Here is a 22,349-nt window from a genome sequence, read left to right as displayed (position 1 = left end):
GCGGCCGGGTGAATGTGCCTAACCGCGTCCGACGTACGGCATCTTGCTCGCCATGATTGTCATGAACTGGACGTTCGCGGACAACGGCAGATCGGCCATATGCAGCACGGCATCAGCAACGAGGCCGACGTCCATCAAAGGTTCGACCGCCGTTTCGCCATTCGCCTGCGGTACGCCGCGCGCCATGCGTGCGGCCATTTCCGTCGCGGCGTTGCCGATGTCGATCTGCCCGCAGACGATGTCGTGACGGCGGCCATCGAGCGAGACAGATTTCGTGAGGCCGGTGATCGCGTGCTTGGTTGCCGTGTAGGCAATGCTCCATGGACGCGGCGCGTGCGCCGAGATCGAGCCGTTGTTGATGATGCGTCCGCCACGCGGCGACTGCGTCTTCATCATGCCGAACGCCGCACGCGTGCAAAGGAAAGCGCCCGTCAGATTCGTGTCGACCACCGAGCGCCAGTCGTCGATACTGATTTCGTCGATGTCGACGGGCGGCGCATTGCGACCCGCGTTGTTGAACAGCACGTCGAGCCGGCCATAGCGCGCGTGAATCGCATCGAATAGCGCCGCCACGCTGGCTTCATCCGTGACATCGCACGCGACGGCCAGCGCGTCCTCGCCGCGTTGCGCCGCCGCTGCCGCGATGTCGTCGAGCGGCGCCTGCCGGCGGCTCGCCAGCACGACGCGATAGCCGCGCTCCAGCAGCCGCTCCGCCGTCGCGCGGCCGATACCGCTGCCCGCGCCCGTGATCAATGCGACCTTACCCTGCTTCGTGTCCGTACTCACAACGTTTCTCCCCATGTTTGCGCGCCGGACGTGAAGCCTCGATCGAAGCGCCCGCTAGTCGAGCGCCCGGTCGTTCGGGTTCGCGAGCAGCGACTTCATTTCCGACGACAGCGGATAGTTCAGGTTGATTCCCTTCGGCGGCACCGGCTGCGTGAACCACTTCTGATAAAGCGCCGCCGCTTCACCGGAAGTCTGCATCCGTGCGATCACACCGTCAGCCAGTTTCTTGAAGCCCGGGTCTTCCTTGCGGAACATGCACCCGTAGACTTCGGACAGCGGCGACGTGCCGGTGATCACGTATTCGTCCGGGTCCGCTTCCTTTGCCTTCGCACCATACAGCAGCGGATCGTCCATCACAAACGCAACCGCGCGATCGCTCTTCACGTTGAGAAAAGATTCAGCGTGATCCTTCGCGCTGATCAGGCGCATGTTCATGCCCTTCTCGTTATTCATCTGCCGCAGCAGGCGTTCTTCCGTCGTGCCCGCCGTGGTCACAACCGTCTTGCCCGCAAGGTCAGGAAAGTCTTTCACGCCCGAGGATTTTTTCACGATCATCCGCATGCCGTACTGGAAGAAGCTGTTCGAAAACGCCACCTGATTGTCGCGCTCCTTCGTGTGCGTGGTGGAACCGCATTCGATATCGACCGTTCCGTTCTGCACAAGCGGAATCCGATTCTGCGACGTGATCGGAATTTCGCGGACCTTCAGGTCCGGCATCTTCAGTTCTTTCTTCACCTCATCGACGATCTTCAGCGCGATGGTCTGCGAGAAGCCGATCACATGCTGCTGCTCGTCGTAGTACGAAAACGGCACCGACGATTCGCGCACGCCCAGCACGATCACGCCGGTGTCGTTGATTTTTTTCAGTGTCTGGCTCTGCTCTTCGGCGTGTGCGCCTGCTCCCAGCGAGCAGGCGATGGCAAGCGACGTCAGTGTGGCTACCCGTTTCATGGTGTCTCCTTTTATCAGCAGTGTGTGGATTGTGCGTGTTACCGGTTCAATGCATATGCCGCCATATCGACTGACGGCGTGCGTCCGGCCAGCGTGTCAGCCATCGCACGCGCGCTGCCGCAGGCGAGCGTGAAGCCGAGCGCGCCGTGTCCTGTGTTGAGCCAGACATTGTCGTGGTGCGTAGCACCGAGAAGCGGTTTGCTGTCCGGCGTGGCGGGACGATGACCGCACCACGTAGCCGCGGCGGCGTAGTCGCCGGCCTCCGGGAAAATCTCCTGCGCCTGCTGCGACAGCAATGCGAGCCGGCCATCGCGCTGCGAAACCTTCATCCCCGCAATCTCGACCATGCCGGCGATCCGCAGACGGTCGCCAAGCGGCGCGTAGACAATCTTGCGATGCAGATCCGTCACGCTGACGCGCGGCGCGCGGCCTGGTGCTCCGGGAATCGTCAGGCTGTAGCCGGTCAGCGGATAAATGGGCAGGCGGATGCCCAGCGAGGCCACCAGCGGCACACTGCCCATGCCGAGCGCGACAACGAACGCATCGGCTTCCACGTCGCCATGCGGCGTAATCGCAGCCACTGCGCGCCGCCCTTCTATCCGGATCCCACGCACAGGCGTTTCGTACTGGATCGCGACGCGATAACGCTCCTCAAGCACACGGGCAAGTGCGACGCCGAAACGATGACAGTCTCCCGCTTCTTCCGACGGTGTGTGAATGCCGCCCGCCAGCAACGGCCGTGCGCGTTCGAGCGCAGGCTCCAGCGCGACACACGCAGCTGCGTCGAGCGCGCGCTGCGCCGAACCCGCGGCAACGAGAGAGTCCATCTTGCGGCGTGCGTGATCGAACTCCCGCGCGTCGCGATAAACAACGAGCTTGCCGTTGTGCACGTAATCGAAATCGATCGACTCGCGCTGCACGAGTTCATGCATCGATGCGCGGCTCGACGCGCCCAGCGCCAGCAGTTCCATCGCGGTCTGCCTGCTGCGCGTGGCGCGGCAGGCGCGCAGAAACGCGACGCACCAGCGCCACTGATCAACGTCGAGGCGAGGCACGAAACGCAATGCGGAATCGCGCGCGAGCAGCCACGCAGGAAGTTTCGGCAGCACGGCAGGGTCGGCGAGCGGCGTGACGTAGCTGTAGCTCAGTTGACCGCCGTTCGCAAAGCTCGCTTCGAGCGCAGCGCCCCCGCGGCCTTCGAGCAACGTCACCTCGTGGCCGTCACGGGCCAGAAAATAAGCGGTCGTTAGCCCTACGACGCCCGCGCCGAGTACACACACACGCATGAATCATCACCGTCTGCAGAATCTGTTCGACGCAGTGTGACGCAATGAAAATGCGTCATCAAATGAGCAGAAGCGAGGCTGCATAACCCAGGGTTAAGTCGTCTCAAAGCGCAAACGGTGCCCGCAGTACATCGAGAAACGCCCGGCCTGCCTGCGAATCGAGGCCCCCGTCGCGCCATAACGCGAACACCCCCACCGACATCGCGGGCTCGACTGGACGGATCGATACCGGCTCACCGCCCGCGCGCGCGGTCAATTCGTCGAGCAGCACGCAACCGACGCCGCGCGCCGCCAGCGCCCGGGCGACGTACCACGTCTGCGCTTCTATGGTCGCGACGTGTCCGTCGAGCCCTTGCGCCTCCAGCGCGTTACCGATCAATTCTCCGAGCGGATCGGTGTTGCCGATGCTGATCCAGTCGCCTTCCACGATGGTTGCAAGTGCAACCGGTTCCGCTGAACTGTCCGGCCCGTCATGACCAGGCGGCCCGACGCACACCACTGCGGCACGACCGAGTTCCACGGCCGTAATGCCTGGACGCGCAGGCGGATTCAGCGCGACGGCGAAATCGAGATCACGCGTGAGCAGTGCGTTGAGCAGTTCTTCCGTATGGCGCGTCTGGATCTTCAGCGACACATTGGGGAACGCCTGCCGGAACGCCTGCACAGCCTGCGGGATCAGCCTCAAGCCGAGGCTCGGCAAACAGCCGATCCGCAGATGACCTTCCGGCTGCAACGCAAGGTTGCGCGCCAGATCACGAATGCTGTCGAGGTTGTTCTGCAGCTTCTGCGTTTCGGAAAACAGCAGTTCGGCTTCACGCGTCGGTTGCAGGCGGCCGTGCACGCGGTTGAAGAGCTTGATGCCGACGCTGCGCTCGGCGTGCGCGAGGATCTTGCTCACGGCGGGCTGCGAGACGCACAGCAGTTCGGCCGCTTTCGACAGCGACCCTGTGCGCATGATGGCGTGAAAGACTTCGATGTGACGCAGACGCATGACGTGTGGGGTATTGAGTCGTGAAAGACCGCATGAACCAGACGTCAAGGATAGCGTTTTCCGTCATGCCCCTTTCTGCACTGCGACTTCGACTGGCGTGGCCAGATAAAAAGAGCGGGCGATGGCCGCACGCCATCGTTTCGACTGGAACACAGTGACGTCTCCTTTTTGTTCGGAACGGGCTATCAGAGCTATCAGGACTGGCAGGGCTGCCAGGACGGGGCAAAAACCAGGCTGCAGGCCGGATTGCGGCACGCGAAGCCGGGCCATGACGAAAACAGGGAAACCGCAGGAACAACGTGGAACCGGAGAGGCAGAGGGATGCAGCGGAACGGCGCAAGAACGGTCTGAGGGAAGGTACGCGACCTGTATGGCGGAGATGTGTCGGCGTGGTCCGCCGCGCGCAAATGGTATCTTTGACAGTTCAGCGCAGTTTTGCGCGCACTCGCAGCCTTTCCTGGAAGGAGGAAGGCGGACAGAACGCATCATGATCGAATCCAGACCGGCCCTGCCACGCGGGCCACATCCCTCTTCCGCGCGACGCTGGCGGTACGATGGCTTTCCGCCGATGCTGAAGGCCACTATCGCCTGGCACGCACTCGCGCTCGCCGGTGTTCTCAGCGCGCCCCATGCGTGGCCGTGGTGGCTCGCGTTCGTGATGATCAATCACGTGATCGTGACGGTCGCCGGGCTGTGGCCGCGCTCATCGCTGCTCGGGCCGAACTGGACCCGGCTGCCCGACAGCGCGGGCAATGCGGACGCGATCGCACTCACCATCGACGACGGGCCCGATCCGGTCGTCACGCCGAAAGTGCTCGACCTGCTCGATGCCTGGGGCGTGCGCGCGACGTTCTTCTGCATCGGCGCCAACGCGCAACGTCATGCTGCGCTGACGCGCGAGATCGTCGCGCGTGGACACGCCGTCGAGAACCACTCGCAGGTACACGTTCACACGTTTTCGGTGACGCCGCCCGGCGCACTCAAACGCGAGATCGAAGCAGCTCAGCAGACGTTCGAAACGCTCACCGGCGAGCGTCCATACTTTTTCCGCGCGCCCGCCGGGCTGCGCAATGTCTTTCTCGAACCGGTGCTGGGAAAACTCGATCTGCGCCTTGCCGCGTGGACGCGGCGCGGCTTCGACACGCGCGAACGCGATCCGGAAGTCGTCGCGCGCCGGCTGCTCGATGGACTCGCCGCCCGCGACATCCTGCTTCTCCACGACGGCAACGCCGCCGTGACCGATGATGGCGAACCGCTGGTGCTGGCAGTGCTGCCGCGCGTGATCGAAGCGGCACAGCGTCAGGGGCTGCGCTTCGTTACCCTCCGTGAAGCACGCAACTGAAGCACATAACTGAGGCGTACAACTGAAGCGCGCTACGCCACATGAAAAAGGGCGCGCGAGCCGCCGTCTGGATCAGACGACGCCATGCGCCCCAACCGACGCCCTACATACGTTTTTTGACGAAGCCGACGATCACAAGCAGGATGATCGCCCCGATCACCGAGGCGATCCATCCCGCCGCCTGGCCGGGCTGATACCACCCGAGCGCACGGCCCAGGTAACCCGCGATCAGCGAACCGACAATGCCCACGACGATAGTCATGATGATGCCCATGCTGTCGTCGCCGGGCTTCACCGCCCGTGCGATCAGCCCTACGATCAGACCCACAATCAGCGTACCGATGAGCGAAAGCATGCGAATCTCCCAGTGAACAAGCTGTTACACACGAATATTGCCGGCCGGGAAACGCCACGCGACTGATTTGCCTTGCGCGTCGTGTGCCCGCGTCCGGCCGGACTACACGCGAAAATCGGCGGCCATGTCTTCGTCTGTGCGCGCTTCGAGATCGCCATTGCGGCACGCGTCAAGGAATACCTCATAGTCTTTTTCGACCTGATCGGCGTACGCGAAAGCATAGTCGGCCAGTGCTTCCGCAAACTGGTCACTGCGGCCAATGTAGGCGCTGATCTCGATCGCCTTGCCGCCTGCCTTTGCATGAGCACGCGCCATGATCCAGCCGCACAGCCGCGCGTACCCTTCAAGCAGGTCGTTGTCGAACAGCTCGATGTTGGCGGACACCTTCATGTCGCGCAACTGTCGGAAGTAGAAGTGTCGCCCTGAAGGACCCGTTGCCCAGCCGAGGAAGATATCGCTGACGGCCTGTAGCGCGCGCTGCCCGCGCACGACGCGCTCGCCATGATGCTTGATCCCCGACGATTTGAAGTGCTGCGGCGTCTTGTAGTACTGGCCGATGACCGACTGGCGCGCTTCCTTGATCTGGAGGAACAGGGGTTTATCGTGGGGGTCGGTGTTGAGCATCACAAGACACCGCGTGCCTACACTCCCCACGCCCACCACCTTGAACACCAGATCCTGCGGCACGAAGTGGTTGAGCAGTTCGCGCCGGTCGTGCGTCAGCGTCTTCATGTACTCGCCGTACATGTCGTCCACCAGCTTGTGCCAGTCGCCGAGCCTGAACCAGTCGTCTTCTGCGTCGAACAGCGTGTTGCTGCCGTGCACGTGAAAGAGACCCGGTGGTGCATCGCGTATCTGCCACGCATCGCCGACGCGTTCGGCCATCTTCTCCATCACGCTTTCCTGCGTGCGCGACGCCGCCTTCTCCATGCCGCGCCGCGTCTGGCGGCGGCGCTCGGGCGTAAGCGCCGTCTCGATCATCCGGTCGAAGGTGATGCGCTCGTACCAGAGTTCGAGCGTGCCGTACTCCGAATATTTCTGCATCCAGTCGCGGTACATCGTTACCGCTGACATCACGAGCCCGTGCGCCATGCCGCGGCTCAGCCGCATATGCCGGGCCGCGACGACGAGACTCGCCGTCAGACGCTTCAGGTCCCATTCCCACGGGCCAAAAGCGACTTCGTCGAAGTCGTTCAGATCGCAGACCAGTTGCCGTTCGGGGGTTGCGAAGCCGCCGAAGTTCATCAGATGTCCATCACCGCAGATCGGGATGGCGATGCCCGTGTCCGGCACCTTGCTGAGATCATGCGCCTGCAGGATTGCAGTGCCGCGAAAGAACGTGAATGGCGACACCGCCATACGTCCATAACGCAACGGCACGAGACGGGACACACGCCCTTCGCTGCTCTTCTTCAGCAGCGCAATGGGGTCGCGGTCGAGATCGCCGATCGCGCGGTGACTGGACCGCCTGCTATGTTCCCGCGCGGCACGACCGGCCGCTTCCCGTTCAGCGATGGTGCTCGACGTCATGCATTTCTCCGTTTTTTCGAATCATCATGGACTGGCATGCGCCGGTCGCGCGTCCGGCTGTGTACGGATAGCCGCGTTCGCGCTATCGCCATCGGGCGCCTCCCGGGTTCGGAAAGCGGCCGGAATGCGCTGACATCCTGGCGGCGGGCATCGCCTGTATTAAATCCTGCGACGGACGCCAGCGCAAGGGGCCGGAACATGGCGCCGCACTTTATGACAATCGAGCCCTCTCGCTATGCGCTTTCGCACAAAGATCGATGTGTTTATTTCGATTGTTTAGAATCGACACCGGACGGGACGAAATCAACCGATCAGGACAAACCCTTTCTCATGCGAGCGCCCTTGCCTTTTCGGACACATCTCATTTCACAATCACATCATCTTGCCGACACTTCGACCTCTTTTGAGAACCGTATGCAACGTGGCGCATCGCACCAGGTCTGCATCCATCGAACCGGCGAGCCTTTAACGACGTGAACCTTTCCCTCTTCGCCCGCAGCGGTGCGCTCAGCAGCGTGATGCTGCTGTCGGCCTGCTGCTTCTTCCCGAGCTATCGGCACAAGACCGACACGATTCCTCCCACGACGGGCTCACTGAGCGTCGCGCCCGCGTCCGAATTCGCGTATCTGCCCGCGCAGGCCGGCCAGTTGTCGCCGAACCGCATCCAGAACACCGCAGTGTCCAGTATCACGCTCAAGAGGAACGTCGATGCCAGCGTCCGCGATGCTGTCGCCAGAACGCTGACGCGCGCCGGCGTCGATACCGCCGACACCGCGCGCATCCTGAGCGCGCGCATCGAAGCGTTCTCAGTGGAAGACGCGCGCTCGCCCGCATGGTGGACGCTGAAGATGCACTACGTCCTCATCGAGGCCGACACCAAGCGCGAACTCTACGCGTCGACGAAAACGGTGCGACGGCAGTTCCATACGTTCACCAACAACACGATCGCGCTCGAAGATACTGTCGCGGCCAATGTGTCCGCGCTGCTGGTCGATCCGGATTTCGTCCGCGTTCTGCATTGACCCGGCATTGACCCGGCATTGACCCGGCATTAACCCTGCATTGATCCTGCATTGATCAGGCGCGGCGTCGCCAGTTCGGTACAATCGGCCAGACCTGCCTTATGGCCGGTTGCAGCTTCCCCCGCGAAAGCAACCGGCGTTCATTCAGCGAGCCGCTTATGTCACTCACCGCCTGGCTGTTCTTCCTGCCCGCCTGCTTCGCGCTGAATATGGCGCCAGGCCCGAACAACCTGCTCTCGATCAATGTCGCAGCGCGTCATGGCTTTTTGACGTCCGTCATCGCAGGCACCGGCCGGCTCGTCTCGTTTGCCGCCATGCTCGCGCTTACCGCTACCGGGCTTGCCGCCGTACTGCATGCTTCTGCATGGGTATTCCTTGGCATCAAGCTGGCAGGCGCGGGTTATCTCATCTGGCTTGCGATCCAGTTGTGGCGCAGCAAAGCGACATCGTTCGAGTCCACGAAACACGAAGAGGCATCGCTCTGGCGCCTCGCGCGACACGAATGCCTCGTTGCCGCAGGCAATCCGAAGGCGATTCTGGTTTTCACGGCCTTCCTGCCGCAATTCGTCGACATCACGCAGCCAGTGCTGCCGCAGTTCACTGTGCTCGGCGCGAGCTTTCTCGTACTCGAATGGATTGCGATTGCGCTCTATTCCGCGGCCGGCATGTGGCTCGGGCGATGGCTCACGCGTGCCGATGTGCGCCGCTGGTTCAACCGCTGCTGCGGCACATTTCTGGGTGCGATCGGCCTGAGCTTCCTGCTCGTGCGCCACAGCTGACCCTGATGGCCGCACACGACGCACCAAAACGACAAACCATAAGTCTTTGCTAATGCTTCAGGTCAGCAACTTTAACTATCATCAATCGATGCATCCTTTTATTCTCGAATCATCGCCTGAGCTGGCCGCGTGATCGCGCATCGCTGATGTAACGGCACTTCCCGCGCGGGCACGCTGAATTTGCAGCAACGGGCAGACGGCTTTCAATCGTCACTGGGGCAAACCATGAAGATCTGTGTCTTCGGAGCGGGAGCAATAGGCGGGCTGATGGGAGTGCAACTGGCGCGGGCAGGCGCCGATGTGAGTTTTGTCGCGCGTGGCCCGCATCTCGCGGCGATGCGTGAGCACGGCGTGCGGTTGCAGATGGATGGCGAGGAAATCTCCGCCAAAGTCCGCTGCACATCGGATCCGCGCGAACTCGGCGTGCAGGACTACGTGATCATTACGCTGAAAGCGCATTCATTGCCCGGTGTCGTCGAATCGATGCAGCCGCTGTTCGGCAAGCACACGGCCATCATCACCGGCACGAACGGCATCCCTTACTGGTACTTCTATCAACACGGCGGCAAGTTCGCGGGCACGCGTCTGAATAGCGTCGACCCGGACGGTTCGCAGTGGTCACGGCTGGGCCCTGAACGCGCGATTGGCTGCGTGCTCTACCCTGCCGCGGAAATCGCTGAACCGGGCGTGATCAAGCATGTGTACGGCAAGAAGTTTCCGATCGGCGAGCCCAGCGGCGAACGTACGCCGCGTATCCAGCAGTTTCACGAGATGATGCAGGCCGCCGGCTTCGATGCGCCGATTCGCGAGAACATCCGCGATGAAATCTGGCTCAAGCTGTGGGGCAATCTGTGTTTCAACCCGATCAGCGCGCTCACGCACGCGACGCTCGATGTCATCACGAGCGATCCTGGCACGCGCGCGTTGTCGCGCGCGATGATGATCGAGGGAAAGCAGATCGCGGAACAGTTCGGCGTGCATTTCCGCGTCGATGTCGAGAAGCGGATTGATGGCGCAGGTGCTGTCGGCGCGCACAAGACCTCGATGCTGGTCGATCTGCTGCACCGGCGGCCGATGGAGATTGACCCGCTGCTGACCGTCGTGCAGGAGATGGGGCGTCTCGTCAACGAACCCACGCCGACCATCGACATCGTGCTCGCGCTCGTCAAGCAACGCGAAAAGATGGCAATGCAGGGCGATTGAGTCGGTAGCGTGGCCGTTACTTCACGTGCGTGAAGATGGGGTCCGGATGCGTCGCATCCGGGCCCCTTTGCTTTTGATCTCGGAGAATCAACGAACAGTGACGCTCAGTGATCGAGCGAGAGCCACACGCTTTTCGGTTCCGTGAAGTTCTCGATAGCGACGTCGCCGTGCTCGCGACCGAAGCCCGAATCGCCCGAACCGCCCCACGGCAGACGTACATCGGTATAGCCGTACGTGTTGATCCACACCGTGCCCGCCCTCAGCTCATGCGCGACACGATGCACGCGACCGATGTCCTTGCTCCACACGCCTGCGGCAAGGCTGTAAAGCGTGCCGTTCGCAATGCGGATCGCGTCGGCCTCGTCGTTGAAGCGAATCACGCTTGCCACCGGCCCGAAGATCTCCTCCTGCGAAATACGCATTTCGTGTTCGACGTTCGCGAACACGGTCGGCTCGACGAAGAAGCCACGCTCACCGATCCGCGCGCCGCCCGTTACCAGCGAAGCGCCCTCTTTTTTGCCCACGTCGACGTAATCAAGCACGGTCTTCATCTGCGTGGCCGACACGAGCGGGCCCATCGTCGTTTCGCGCTCAGTCGGGTCGCCGACGCGGATCGATTTCGCACGCGCCGCCAGCCGTTCGACGACTTCGTCATACACATTGCGATGCGCAAGAATGCGCGAGCCGGCCGAACACACCTGCCCCGTGTTGAAGAAAATGCCTGACGCAGCGGCGCGCACGGCGTTGTCGATATTCGCGTCGTCGAAAATGACATTCGCCGACTTGCCACCGAGTTCGAGCGTCACACGCTTGAAATTGCTCGCGGCGCCCTGCAGGATGCCACGACCCACTGAGGGCGAACCCGTGAACGTCACCTTGTCGATGCCCGGATGCGCGACGAGCGCGTCGCCCACCACGCGTCCCTTGCCCGTCACGATATTCAGCACGCCGGGCGGCACGCCCGCTTCGAGCGCGAGTTCGCCGATGCGCAACGCCGAAAGTGGCGTGATTTCAGCGGGCTTCACGATCATCGTGCAGCCGCACGCAAGCGCAGGCGCAATCTTCCACATGCCGATCATCAGCGGGAAATTCCACGGCACGATCGCGGCCACCACACCGACCGGCTCGCGAAGCGTGTATGTGAGCGCGTCGGGACGCACCGGCACGACCTGACCGTTGATCTTGTCGCACCAGCCCGCGTAGTACGTGAGCGTATCGATGGCAGCGGGCACGTCCTGACGCAACACCGACGCAACAGGCTTGCCCGCGTCCAGACTTTCGAGTGCGACGATTTCATCCTGATGCGTGCGCAACAATTCGGCGAAGCGGTTGAGGATGCGTCCGCGTTCCGCCGCGCGCAGCCGGTTCCATACCTTGAGCGCAGCACGTGCTGCCACGACCGCCGTATCGACATCCGCCGCGCTGCCCTGCGCGACCAGCGCGATCGGTTCCTCGGTGGCGGGGTTCAGGTCCACCGAGTATTCGCCCGTACCCGGCGGCAGGCGCTTGCCATTGATCAGCAGATCATGACGTTTGAGGTCCGCTGTTGTTTGAGTGTCCATTGTCGTGCTCCTTGCAAAAGATCATTCATTGCGCGTCCCGAAGCACAGGACCGCGCGGGCTACGGCATCCTTAAAGGGGTGCTTAAGGCCGTGCCAATGCCCGGCGTCACCGCGGATGCGCGGGCGCCGATGCCGGGCCACGCCGAACCATTGGCGTGACCCTGGGGATGAGCTTCCTTGAAAAACTGCGACCAGACGGCTTCTGCGTTCGGTCGGAGTGAGCGGTTCTTGCGACGCACGAGCATCGTCGTGAGCGCGACTTCCGGGAGTAACGGGCGCGACACGGTACGACCCGAATGGGCGGGCCAGTGCGCATCGACCGGCAGAATGCCGACGCCGAGCCCCAGTTCGATCATGCGCAATACCGCAGCCACGTGTCCCAGTTCCTGAATCGGACGCCCACGCGTGCGCAGCGCACCGAGCGCGCGATCCACGCTCGCGCGGCTGCCGGCATCCGCATTCAGCGTGACGAGCGGTACGTCATCGAGCGCGGCCCACAAAAGCGTCGGACGGTGTGCAAGCGGATGGGCTTCGGGCAACACCGCGCAGAGCGGCGTGGAAAACAGCACCTGCGCATGCATGCCGGTGCACGCGGCAGGATCGAAATCGGAGACGACGCCGAAATCGACCTCGCCATGTTCGACGCTCGCGAGCACGGCCGCCTGCGGCACGTCCTTGACGGAGATGATCAGATCGGGGAAAACCGCCGCGCAGCGCGCGAGACCACCCGGCAGCCAGCTCGACGACAACACCGGATTGCTTGCGATCACAACGACCCCGGTGTGGCTCTCGTGCGCGGCGCGACCCTCGCGCAATGTGATGTCGATTTCGTCGAGTAAACGGCCGATACGGCGTTCGAGACTCGCGCCGGCCGTCGTCAGCTCGACCTGACGCGTCGTGCGGTCAAAGAGTCTGAGCTGGATCGCGTCTTCGAGTTCGCGCACGCAGCGGCTGACCGCCGACTGCGTCAAATCGAACTCGCGCGCCGCGCGAGTAAAGCTCCGCTGGCGCGCAACGGCGACAAACACCTTCAATTGATGCAGCGAGATGTTCATGGCGCGAGGGGCCGTGCGTTATTCACCCGTCTGCTCCGGCCAGTGGCTCAGACGCGAGGCACTTTTGGTGTGCACGACCGGATTGTCGCTCGCATCCACCCAGCGGGCGCGCATCGGCGCGAGGATGAACTTTGCCGAGATACCCGCCGCAATCGTGATGACCGCCGCGACGATGAACACCAGGTTCCATCCGCCCGTCGCCGACAGCACCGAAGCGATCGGCACGATCAGCGAAGCCGTTCCCTTCGCCGTGTACAGCGTGCCCGCGTTGGCGGCCGCATATTTGCTGCCGAAGGTATCGGCGCAGATCGCCGGGAAGATCGAAAAGATTTCCCCCCAAAAGAGGAAGATCAGCGCGGCGAACGTCATGAACGCATACGGATTCGTGCCATATTGCATCAGCCCGAGCAGCGCCAGCCCTTCACCGATAAAGATAAAAAACATCGTGTTTTCACGGCCGATCTTGTCGGAAATGAACCCGCAAAAAGGACGCGTGAAGCCGTTGCAGATGTTGTCGATCGACAGCGTTGCGGTGAGGAGCGGCAGCGTCATGCCGAAGAACGTCATCGGAAGTTTGGCGAGGCCCCAGTCTTTTGCGATCGGACCAATCTGCGCGGTTGCCATCAAACCGCCAGCAGCTACAGCGACGAACGATGCGTAAATGATCCAGAAAACCGGCGTCTTGATCATCTGGCCCGGCGTGTAATCGATTTTCGATACTGTGAAGTTCTTTCTCGGCGCAGCGGCTGCACGCGGCTTCGGTTTCTTGAGCAGCAACGCCAGCATGAGAATGCAGACGCCCTGGAAGATGCCGAAGAAAAAGAACGTGTCCTCGTAGCCCTTGCGCGTGATCATGTTCGCGATCGGGATGACGGTAACGGCAGCGCCCGCGCCGAAGCCTGCCGCTGTCAGACCGGCAGCAAGCCCGCGCCGGTCGGGAAACCACTTCAGCGCATTCCCCACACACGTACCGTACACACCGCCCGCGCCGATCCCCGCGATGACCGCCGCCACGTAGAGTTGCGGCAAAACGGTCGCATACGAGTTGATGACCCACGCGACGCCTGCGCACACCGCGCCGACGGCCACCACAGGGCGTGGACCGAACTTGTCGACGAGCCACCCTTCCACAGGTACAAGCCATGTCTCCGTCAGGATGAAGATGGTGAAAGCGAGTTGAATCGAGGCTTCGCCCCAGTGATGCCGCGCGTTCATCGGCGCGACGAAGAGTGTCCACGCATATTGCAGGTTCGCCACGAGTGCCATGCACACCATGCCAATGACGAGTTGAGTCCACCGGTTCCCTATAAAAGAAGGGGCCGGCGGTTGCTGGGTGAGGTCGTCCATTTGCCTTGTCTCCGCTATCTATTCAGTGCAGCAGGCCTGATCGCCATACTGTATGCATTTCACCTTATAGTTACGACCCGAAATTAATGTCTTTCGGGAGTATTCAGCACCTGCATTGCCATAATTAAATTCCATATAAAAAGCAATGCAAAAATCATCAAACTGGCAGGACGGTCTTTCTTTAATCCGACTTAACCCGGCTGCGCCTTGCTACGTATGCTCCAGACCCCTACACGTTAACCCGGTGCGCCTGCATGGAAAATCGCCGTCTTACAGAACCCATGCTAGGGTCATTGCTCAATAACTAATAATTAAAGTTTGTTATTATGTAGATTCACCTTTGCTTATACATCGGCCATGACGATGAGAAACGCAACACTTCGCCAGTTGAAGGTCTTCGAGACCGTTGCCAGGCACCTCAGCTTTTCGCGCGCCGCGGAGGAATTGCATCTCACGCAGCCCGCCGTTTCCACCCAGGTGCGCCAGCTTGAAGAACACGCGGGCCTGCCGCTCTTTGAGCAGCTCGGCAAGAAGATCTATCTGACGCCGGCAGGCACCGAGATGCTTCACTACAGCCGCGCGATCATCCAGCAGTTTCATGAGGTCGACGAAGCGATGGGCCGGCTCAAGGGTGTGTCGGGCGGCACGCTCAACGTGGCGGTGATCAGCGCCGGCGACTATTTCTTTCCCCGCCTGCTTGCCGAATTCACGCGGCGCTATTCGGGCGTCGCGCTGAATCTTGCCGTGCATAACCGTGAAGAATTGCTGCATCAGTTGTCGACCAATCAGACCGATCTCGCGGTCATGGTGCGTCCGCCGCACGAAATGGATTCGATCAACGAGCCGTTCGCGCCGCATCCGTATGTGATCGTGGCCGCGCCCAATCATCCGCTCGCGAAAAAACGCAACATCAAGCTGAACCAGCTGGCCAGCGAGGCGTTCATCGTGCGCGAGCGCGGCTCGGATACGTGGAATTCGATGGAAGAAGGCTTCGCCGGCCGTCTGACGAATCTCAAGATTGCGATGGAGATCAAGAGCACCGAGACCATCAAGCAGGCGGTCATCGCGGGCATGGGCATCGCGTTTCTGTCCGCCCACACCATCAGTCTCGAACTGCAGGTCGGCAATCTGGTGGTGCTCGACGTCGAGGGCTTTCCCGTGATGCTCAACTGGTACGTGGTGCACCGGAAGAACAAACGCCTGCCGCCCGTTGCCGAAGCGTTCAAGCGCTTTCTGATGGAAGAAGGCGCGAACCTGATCGAGCAGATCACGAAGCTCAAGGAATCGAGCGTGTATACGCGATAGCGTATGGTTTTCCAATAAAACTTTAACTATTGCCGATCGGTGCTCATGCCTATGCTTGAGTCGAGCCATTTCACTCGACCGCCTGGGAGCACGATGATGATCAATCACGCTTCGGTTCTGTCTCATTCCACCACGCGTGCTGCCCGCACCATTGCGGACAGTCCTGACGATGCGCACCTGAGCGCCTGGAACGCAGCATTCAGCGACCTCGGGCTGCGGTTCCGCTGGGACCGCGACACGCTCGATGCGCTCAATGAGTTCAGCAGTGAACTCGCTCGCATTACCGCGTACATCGAGCGGTTTCACGCCCATCTGCACAAGGCATACGACGCCGACTTTCTGGCCCACCTGATCCTGCAGAAAAAGCGCCAGAACTTCGATGCTTTCACGCCGCAACGAAGCGCTTGATACGTACCAGCACATGCCTTCCTGCACGCGCTTGAATGATTGCGCGTGCAACCTTTCCCTGCCGGTCACTTTTCGACCGGCGTTCCCACCGGGTGACGCATTGCGCGATAACGCTGCCTTCCACGATAGCGCCACTCGACGCCGCGCCGGTATGCACCCGAGCGCTGCACATCGCAATCGTCGCGCAGCGACCAGCACGGCGTCGAGAAATCGTCGCCCGCTACGATGTGCGAAGGATCGCCGCGCAATTCGATGCGCTCCAGGATGCCGCGCCGGTGAATGACGCCGCAGCGCGCATGAACGCGCGCACCTGGCGTCGCGAATGCGTGCGCGTGCGGCTCGTCGTCGGCGGCGGTCATCATGTGTGCGCCAAGCGCAGCGGCCAGCAGACTCATCGCGAGCAGCGCGGCCACGTCGAAGTTATGAGTGTCTTCGGTGACGAACGCGTAGCCGAGCCATGCGCATAGCAGCAGCGCGACGACGTTGACAATCTTGTAGCCGGGAAACGCGGCGTTGCGATCCACCAGCAGGCCGCGCAACTTGAAGAAGGCGATCACGGAGCCCGCAAACACAAGGCCGCCGATGAATACCGCGACGCATGATTCGACCCGCTCGATCCCGACGGGCATCGCCGAAAGCAGATATCGCGCGAAGCCCGCGCCGATCACCATCAGCCCGACACCGCTGCCCAGCAACGTCAGGAAACCCGGCCGATGCAGCAGATCGCGACGGCGAACCGTCCGCGCACAAAAAGTTGCGCCCACAACAGTCAACAGGATGCCGAGAACTGCATAGACGGCATTGCCCAGTGCTTCCGGCATGTCTCCTCCTTCCCCGACGCCGTTGTACGGCGTCGCCCAGATCAGACGGAAATACTCGCGGCCGTGATAGCGGCCTGTATTGTGCTCGCGCCTGCAAGCGCGAGCGTATTGCTCAACGTGCCAATGCCCTCGATCGAAATCGACACGGTCGCACCGTCCTTGATTGACCCGACGCCCAACGACGTTCCGCAGGCGATCACGTCGCCCGGTTCCAGCGTCAGGTCATGCGAAATCATGCTGACCTGTTCCGCCGGCGAGAACACCATGTCCGACAGCGGATAGTTCTGCCGCTCCACCCCATCGACGGTCGTCACGACATGGCACGCGTGCCAGTCGAGACCCGACACAATCGCAGGACCGACACAACAGAACGTATCGAAGCCTTTCGCCCGGCACCATTGCGGAAAGTGCGGATTCTCGTTGAGCAGCTCCGCGGCCGTCACGTCGTTGATGATCGTGTAACCGAAGATCGATTCGGCGGCTTCTTCGACGCTCGCTGCACGACAGCGCCTGCCGATTACGATACCGAGTTCACCTTCGTACGCGATCTTGCCGCTGTAACTGACTGGCCGCTGGATCGGATCGCCTGATCCGATCACCGATTCTGCCGGCTTGATCAGAAAAAGCGGATGCGACGGTACCGGCTTTTCGAGCTTTGCAGCCAGCGCGTGGAAGTTGTTCCATAGCGCGACGACCTTGCCAGGCGCACAGGGCGCGATCTGCGTGAGTGCGCGCGTCGATAGCACGGCGCCTGTGGGCACCGGATGATGAAGGCCCGCGTACTCGTGCAGGTAGCCGTTTTCAACACGACCGAAGACGATGTTGCCGTCGTTCGACTTGAAGCGCATCCAGGTTTCCACGGTCAGTTCCTCGTGAGTGAGTGCAATCTTCTCGTGTGAACGAAAAGCGTCAGATGGCGCCGGCCACGCGCAACGCGCTGATCTGCTCCAGCGAATAGCCGAGTTCGGCCATCACCTCTTCGGTGTGTTCACCGAGCAACGGCGAGCGCGTCACTTCAGTGGGACTGTCCGACAGCTTGATCGGATTTCCGACCGTCAGATACTTGCCGCGCAACGGATGATCGACTTCAACGATCGTGCCCGTCTTGCGCAGCGACGGCTCCTCGGCGATTTCCTTCATCGAGAGGATCGGGCCGCAAGGGATGTCGTACTTGTTGAGGATTTCCATCGCCTCGAACTTGGTCTTCGTCATCGTCCAGCGCTCGATTTCAGCGAAGATTTCCTTCAGACGCGGCAGACGCGCGGCGGGTGTCGCGTATTCGGGATCGGTGGCCCATTCTTCCTTGCCGATCACGTTGCAGATCTTCGCCCACACGGGCGCCTGCGTGATGAAGTAGATGTATGCGTTGGGGTCGGCTTCCCAGCCCTTGCACTTCAGGATCCAGCCTGGCTGGCCTCCACCTGACGCATTGCCGGCGCGCGGCACCGCTTCGCCGAACGTGCCGTTCGGGTACTGCGGATACTCCTTCATGACGCCGGTGCGCTCGAGGCGCTGCTGGTCGCGCAGTTTCACGCGGCACAGGTTCAATACGCCGTCCTGCATGGCGGCGAGCACCCGTTGACCGCGGCCCGTCGACACCCGCTGAAAGAGCGCCGTGACGATGCCCAGCGCGAGATGCAGCCCGGTGCCGCTATCGCCGATCTGCGCGCCGCTGACCACCGGCGGGCCATCGTCGAAGCCCGTTGTCGAGGCCGCGCCGCCCGCGCATTGCGCGACGTTCTCGTAGACCTTGCAGTCCTCGTAGGGTCCCGGGCCGAAGCCCTTGACGGAGGCGACGATCATCTTCGGATTGAGTTCCTGGATGCGCTCCCAGGTGAAGCCCATGCGGTCGAGCGCGCCCGGCGCGAAATTTTCGACCAGTACGTCGCATTTCTGGATCAGCGCTTCGAGAACCAGCTTGCCTTCGGGGTTCTTCGTGTCGATCGTGACCGAGCGCTTGTTGTGATTGAGCATCGTGAAGTACAGGCTGTCGACGTCTGGAATATCGCGCAGCTGCTCGCGCGTGATGTCGCCTGCACCCGCCCGCTCTACCTTGATCACATCGGCGCCGAACCATGCCAGCAACTGCGTGCACGTCGGACCCGATTGCACATGTGTGAAGTCGAGAATCCGCACGCCGTCGAGCGCTTTGCCCATGTCATGTCTCCTTCAATGATGTCTGCGTTTTACGTGCACACCGGTTCGTCGTGCGTCACTGCGTCTTTCGTGAGATCGACCTGCCTTGACCGACACGGTATGTGATATATCACATTCATTCAAGCGTAATTTCGATGCTGTTTTTGTGGCCGGATATCCGCTTCAGCGGCTTGTGGCGCGGGTTTCAGACTCGAATCGCACCGCAGAACCGCGATGCGACTGAGGGAAAATACCGAGCTGCATTCATTCACGATCCGTTGTGATATATCACATACCGGATTTCATGACGCGTCAAGGGGAGCTTTCCCGGCTTTTCGGTCGGAGAGACGCGGAACGGGCCAGGTCAGGAAGGAAGGTCGACGCGGACACGGACACATCGACAGGAACGCACAAAGACAACACGGCCAGCGGTGAAGCCGCCGCTGGCCCTGTTGTCTTTCACTCACCGTCAATGAAACCGGTCAGTCGAGAAAATCGCAGTTCGCTTCGACGAATGCAGCGAGATCGAGCGAATGCTGGCGCGTGAGACGCTCGGCCAGTTCGGTATCGCGTTTCTCAAGTGCCTCGATGATGCGCAGATGGTCGACGATCGAACGTGCCGCACGGTCACTCTGCGAAATCGTCATACGACGGATCGCGCGCACGTGGATAAAGATGTTCTTGATCGTATCGAGGATGATCTGCGACTTCGACAGCTCGACAATCGCCTGGTGGAACGCAATATTTGCGTCCGAGTATTCAGCGATGTGCTCGGCCGGCGTGGCGTCGCGGAAATTGTCGAACATGTGCCGCAGCCGGGCGATTTCCGCGTCGGTCGCGTTCTGCGTGGCGAGGCGCGCGGCCATGCTTTCGAGCGCCGCCCACATCTGGATCATCTCGACAATTTCACGCTTGCTCTTGCGCACGATATAGATGCCACGCCGCGGCACCATGCGCAAAAAGCCTTCCTGCTCCAGCAACGTCATCGCTTCGCGAACCGGTGTGCGGCTCACGCCGAGCGTTTCGCTCAGCACGCGTTCGTCGAGGCGGATTTCCTCGCGCGACTGGTAGATGTCCGCGTCAGCAATCGCCTGACGCAGCATTGCGTAGGCCTGATCGCGCAGGCTGGCGGTCGCATTGATGGGCTGGAGTGACAGCGTCAACGATGCGACCGGATGTGCAACCGCGGGTGTAGCCACTGCTTCAGTTTGAAGTTCTGACGACATTCATCGCCTCTTGTTGAACACGCGCACGATGCGGCGTAGCGGCGGGGGCCGTTTCACCGAGGCCGACGTAACGGCCATGCAACGCGGCCAGTTCGGCAACCGGCTGCGGAATCCATTTTGTCAGTAAAACCGTGGCAGCGGAACCCAGACCAACCATACCGATGGCAAGCAGCGATAGAGAAACAAAATCCATTTGAAGCTCCGAATGATTGAGTGAATGACTCAATCATATGCTGCATCGCCGCAAAAATCAATATTTGGTATGTGATATATCACAAAACTGTTGCTTCCAGACATCACCGCACACGGTAGCACGGGCGGGATAGTGCGCAACGGCTTCGCGCCTCCTGCGCGGCGCACGCCGAAGCGGGCGCGCGCAGACGCGCTCGACATCATGCAGCCGCGCTGGCTTCGAGCCGGAATACAGCGACCGCCTCCTTCAGCAGTTTCGACTGCGACCTCAGCGATTCCGCGGCCGCGGCCGCCTGCTCGACGAGCGCCGCGTTCTGCTGCGTCGACTGATCCATCTGCGTGACGGTGACGTTGATCTGTTCGAGGCCGTGATGCTGCTGCTCAGCTGCGTTCGATATCTCCGACATGATGTGCGTCACGCGCTGCACCGAAGCCACGACATCGCTCATCGTCACGCCGGCGCGTTCGACGAGCGCTTCGCCGGACCGGATCCGCTGCACCGAACTGCCGATCAGCGACGCGATTTCCTTCGCCGCTGCGGCCGTGCGCTGCGCGAGGCTGCGCACTTCGGCGGCCACGACGGCGAAACCCCGTCCCTGCTCGCCCGCTCGCGCGGATTCGACGGCTGCATTGAGCGCGAGGATATTCGTCTGGAACGCGATGCCGTCGATCACGCCGATGATTTCAGCAATCCGCTGGGAATCGCGCGAAATGTCGCGCATCGTGCTTACCGCTTCGTGCACTGCCCCGCCGCCCGCGACCGCCGTTTCCGATGCCTGCTGCGCGAGCTGGTTAGCCTGCTTCGCGTTGTCGGCGTTCTGGCGGACGGTGATCGTCAACTGTTCCATGCCGACGGCGGCCTTCTCTAGCGCGGCGGCCTGCTGCTCCGTGCGTGAAGACAGATCCGTGTTGCCATGAGCGATTTCCTGCGCGCCCGTGTGAATCACGTCGGTGCTGCTACGCACCGTGACCACCGTGCGGCGCAAACCATCCTGCATCTGTCTGAGCGCGCCCAGCAGCGCGCCCATTTCATTGCTGCGCTCGCTTTGGATTTCGCCCGACAGATCGCCGCCCGCGATCAGACGAAACTGCGCGATCGCGTGTTCGACCGGACGGATGATCGCGCGCATCAACGTCATGCGGCCAGCGATGCTCACGGCCAGCAGCAGCACCGTGACGCCCACCAGCACTTCCACGGTCAGCGCGAAGCGGCTTTGCGCCTGCAGGAAACGCCCTTCCTGGCGCTGCATCAGACGCGCTTCGAGCGCGGCGACCGCGCGCGCATATTCACCGGCGACCGCTTCGGTTTCCTTGCCCTGAAGTGTCTTGAAACTGATGAAGTCGTTGGTATCGAGTGCCTTGAAAGCGGGCAACAACGCCTGCGAAACGAGCTTCGCACGCGTGCCGCCGAGACGCTCCACGTCAGCACGCAGATCGGCGTCTTCCTTTGCGATGCCATCGAAACGTTTGAAGGCAGCATCGGCGACCGTCACGGCACGATGCGACTCTACGAGCAGTGCCGGATCCGGCTCACCAAGACCATAGAGCGCGTAATAGCTGTTCATCAACAGACGCGCGCGCAGCAATTCTTCCGAACTCTGGTGCAGGGCGACCAGCGCTCCCGTGTCATCGCTATACATTTTTTGTAGCGCAACGTTGCTCATGCGCGTCCCCGCAATGCCCATCGCGCCGATCGCAATTGACATGAGTGACAACACGCCGATAACGGCGGTCAATGTCGCCCGGATAGACAGTTTTCTGAACATGCGCTTCCTCGCAGGATTGGTCTTGCACGCCTTGCTAGCGACACGCGCCCGACAAACTGCATGCTCGGAAACCCTAACCGTCCTGGTATCTGAATTCACCCCCGAAAATAAGGCGCAAAACACACTATGTGGGTCGAAAAATCAGCGCGCAGCCCACTGCCAGCAAGGCTTTAGTCGAGCAGCGAACATCTACGGGCAAACCAGTTATGCATTCCCGTCTCATATTGCCAACGCGAGCCACACCTCATATCGTTGAGCGCGCAACTTCGAGGCCCCGCTAAAGAAC

At 61.5% G+C, this 22,349-nt stretch carries 22 protein-coding genes; 7 read left to right on the top strand and 15 right to left on the bottom strand.

Annotated features, from left to right (window positions below):
* Positions 1-18: 18 nt before the first annotated feature.
* From P3T16_RS16915 to P3T16_RS16900, 4 genes are all read right to left on the bottom strand, one after another.
* Complete coding sequence (locus P3T16_RS16915) at positions 19-786, bottom strand: SDR family oxidoreductase (protein WP_429343138.1); 768 nt, start codon at positions 784-786, stop codon at positions 19-21.
* A gap of 54 nt (positions 787-840) precedes the next feature.
* Positions 841-1,737, bottom strand: coding sequence for a glutamate/aspartate ABC transporter substrate-binding protein (locus tag P3T16_RS16910; protein WP_429343137.1), 897 nt, complete (start codon positions 1,735-1,737; stop codon positions 841-843).
* Between the two features lie 38 nt (positions 1,738-1,775).
* Entirely contained in the window at positions 1,776-3,023 is a 1,248-nt protein-coding gene (locus P3T16_RS16905; protein WP_429343136.1) for a D-amino acid dehydrogenase, read from the bottom strand.
* A gap of 103 nt (positions 3,024-3,126) precedes the next feature.
* Positions 3,127-4,014 (bottom strand): LysR family transcriptional regulator, encoded by an 888-nt coding sequence (locus P3T16_RS16900; protein ID WP_429343135.1) that lies wholly within the window; start codon positions 4,012-4,014, stop codon positions 3,127-3,129.
* A gap of 487 nt (positions 4,015-4,501) precedes the next feature.
* On the opposite strand from P3T16_RS16900, the gene P3T16_RS16895 reads away from it, so the two are divergent.
* Positions 4,502-5,356 carry a polysaccharide deacetylase family protein gene (locus P3T16_RS16895; protein ID WP_429343134.1) on the top strand — a complete coding sequence of 285 codons (855 nt, stop codon included), beginning with the start codon at positions 4,502-4,504 and terminating at the stop codon, positions 5,354-5,356.
* A gap of 103 nt (positions 5,357-5,459) precedes the next feature.
* Here the strand turns inward: P3T16_RS16895 and P3T16_RS16890 are convergent, their stop codons facing one another.
* Positions 5,460-5,711, bottom strand: a complete 252-nt coding sequence (locus P3T16_RS16890) for a GlsB/YeaQ/YmgE family stress response membrane protein (RefSeq protein ID WP_429258408.1) — start codon at positions 5,709-5,711, stop codon at positions 5,460-5,462.
* A 102-nt stretch (positions 5,712-5,813) separates the two neighbouring features.
* Positions 5,814-7,241, bottom strand: coding sequence for a DUF2252 domain-containing protein (locus P3T16_RS16885; RefSeq protein ID WP_429258409.1), 1,428 nt, complete (start codon positions 7,239-7,241; stop codon positions 5,814-5,816).
* A 473-nt stretch (positions 7,242-7,714) separates the two neighbouring features.
* Between P3T16_RS16885 and P3T16_RS16880 the strand changes: the two genes are divergently transcribed.
* The 3 genes from P3T16_RS16880 (at position 7,715) to P3T16_RS16870 (ending at position 10,245) form a co-directional block, all read left to right on the top strand.
* The gene (locus tag P3T16_RS16880) at positions 7,715-8,263 is read left to right on the top strand and encodes a hypothetical protein (RefSeq protein ID WP_429343133.1); all 549 of its coding nucleotides are present in this window, start codon (positions 7,715-7,717) and stop codon (positions 8,261-8,263) included.
* A 158-nt stretch (positions 8,264-8,421) separates the two neighbouring features.
* A complete protein-coding gene (locus P3T16_RS16875; RefSeq protein ID WP_429343132.1) occupies positions 8,422-9,042 on the top strand; it encodes a LysE family translocator in 621 nt (206 codons plus the stop codon).
* A gap of 225 nt (positions 9,043-9,267) precedes the next feature.
* Entirely contained in the window at positions 9,268-10,245 is a 978-nt protein-coding gene (locus tag P3T16_RS16870; protein WP_429258412.1) for a 2-dehydropantoate 2-reductase, read from the top strand.
* Between the two features lie 104 nt (positions 10,246-10,349).
* Here P3T16_RS16870 and P3T16_RS16865 read toward each other — a convergent pair whose 3' ends face one another.
* From P3T16_RS16865 to oxlT, 3 genes are read right to left on the bottom strand one after another with little or no spacing between them, the layout of a single operon-like run.
* Entirely contained in the window at positions 10,350-11,807 is a 1,458-nt protein-coding gene (locus P3T16_RS16865) for an aldehyde dehydrogenase family protein (protein ID WP_429343131.1), read from the bottom strand.
* Positions 11,808-11,866: 59 nt separating this feature from the next.
* A complete protein-coding gene (locus P3T16_RS16860; RefSeq protein ID WP_429343130.1) occupies positions 11,867-12,862 on the bottom strand; it encodes a LysR family transcriptional regulator in 996 nt (331 codons plus the stop codon).
* Between the two features lie 18 nt (positions 12,863-12,880).
* Positions 12,881-14,209 (bottom strand): oxalate/formate MFS antiporter, encoded by a 1,329-nt coding sequence (oxlT, locus tag P3T16_RS16855; protein WP_429343129.1) that lies wholly within the window; start codon positions 14,207-14,209, stop codon positions 12,881-12,883.
* Between the two features lie 357 nt (positions 14,210-14,566).
* Here oxlT and P3T16_RS16850 point away from each other — a divergent pair, with 357 nt between their 5' ends.
* Positions 14,567-15,514, top strand: coding sequence for a LysR family transcriptional regulator (locus tag P3T16_RS16850; RefSeq protein ID WP_429343128.1), 948 nt, complete (start codon positions 14,567-14,569; stop codon positions 15,512-15,514).
* Between the two features lie 99 nt (positions 15,515-15,613).
* Positions 15,614-15,922, top strand: a complete 309-nt coding sequence (locus tag P3T16_RS16845; protein WP_429343190.1) for a hypothetical protein — start codon at positions 15,614-15,616, stop codon at positions 15,920-15,922.
* Positions 15,923-15,987: 65 nt separating this feature from the next.
* Here the strand turns inward: P3T16_RS16845 and P3T16_RS16840 are convergent, their stop codons facing one another.
* From P3T16_RS16840 to P3T16_RS16815, 6 genes are all read right to left on the bottom strand, one after another.
* Positions 15,988-16,743: an NAD(P)(+) transhydrogenase (Re/Si-specific) subunit beta gene (locus tag P3T16_RS16840; RefSeq protein ID WP_429343127.1), complete on the bottom strand. Its 756-nt coding sequence runs from the start codon at positions 16,741-16,743 to the stop codon at positions 15,988-15,990.
* A 41-nt stretch (positions 16,744-16,784) separates the two neighbouring features.
* Positions 16,785-17,603 carry a fumarylacetoacetate hydrolase family protein gene (locus P3T16_RS16835; RefSeq protein ID WP_429343126.1) on the bottom strand — a complete coding sequence of 273 codons (819 nt, stop codon included), beginning with the start codon at positions 17,601-17,603 and terminating at the stop codon, positions 16,785-16,787.
* A 49-nt stretch (positions 17,604-17,652) separates the two neighbouring features.
* Positions 17,653-18,900, bottom strand: coding sequence for a formyl-CoA transferase (gene frc, locus P3T16_RS16830; RefSeq protein ID WP_429343125.1), 1,248 nt, complete (start codon positions 18,898-18,900; stop codon positions 17,653-17,655).
* Between the two features lie 461 nt (positions 18,901-19,361).
* The gene (locus P3T16_RS16825; RefSeq protein ID WP_429343124.1) at positions 19,362-20,105 is read right to left on the bottom strand and encodes a GntR family transcriptional regulator; all 744 of its coding nucleotides are present in this window, start codon (positions 20,103-20,105) and stop codon (positions 19,362-19,364) included.
* Positions 20,083-20,298, bottom strand: coding sequence for a hypothetical protein (locus tag P3T16_RS16820; RefSeq protein WP_429258421.1), 216 nt, complete (start codon positions 20,296-20,298; stop codon positions 20,083-20,085). Before P3T16_RS16820 ends, P3T16_RS16825 begins: the two co-directional genes overlap by 23 nt.
* Before the next feature lie 199 nt (positions 20,299-20,497).
* On the bottom strand, positions 20,498-22,003 hold the full coding sequence (locus P3T16_RS16815) for a methyl-accepting chemotaxis protein (RefSeq protein ID WP_429343123.1): 1,506 nt from the start codon (positions 22,001-22,003) through the stop codon (positions 20,498-20,500).
* Here P3T16_RS16815 and P3T16_RS16810 point away from each other — a divergent pair.
* A complete protein-coding gene (locus tag P3T16_RS16810; protein WP_429343122.1) occupies positions 22,002-22,319 on the top strand; it encodes a hypothetical protein in 318 nt (105 codons plus the stop codon). The genes P3T16_RS16815 and P3T16_RS16810 overlap by 2 nt on opposite strands.
* Positions 22,320-22,349: the final 30 nt, after the last annotated feature.

This window comes from Paraburkholderia sp. GAS42 (genome assembly GCF_050436565.1).
In the GTDB taxonomy this organism is placed as follows: Bacteria; Pseudomonadota; Gammaproteobacteria; order Burkholderiales; family Burkholderiaceae; genus Paraburkholderia.
The sequence above is the reverse complement of the archived record's forward strand: the minus strand, read 5'-3'. Positions and strand labels throughout refer to the sequence as shown.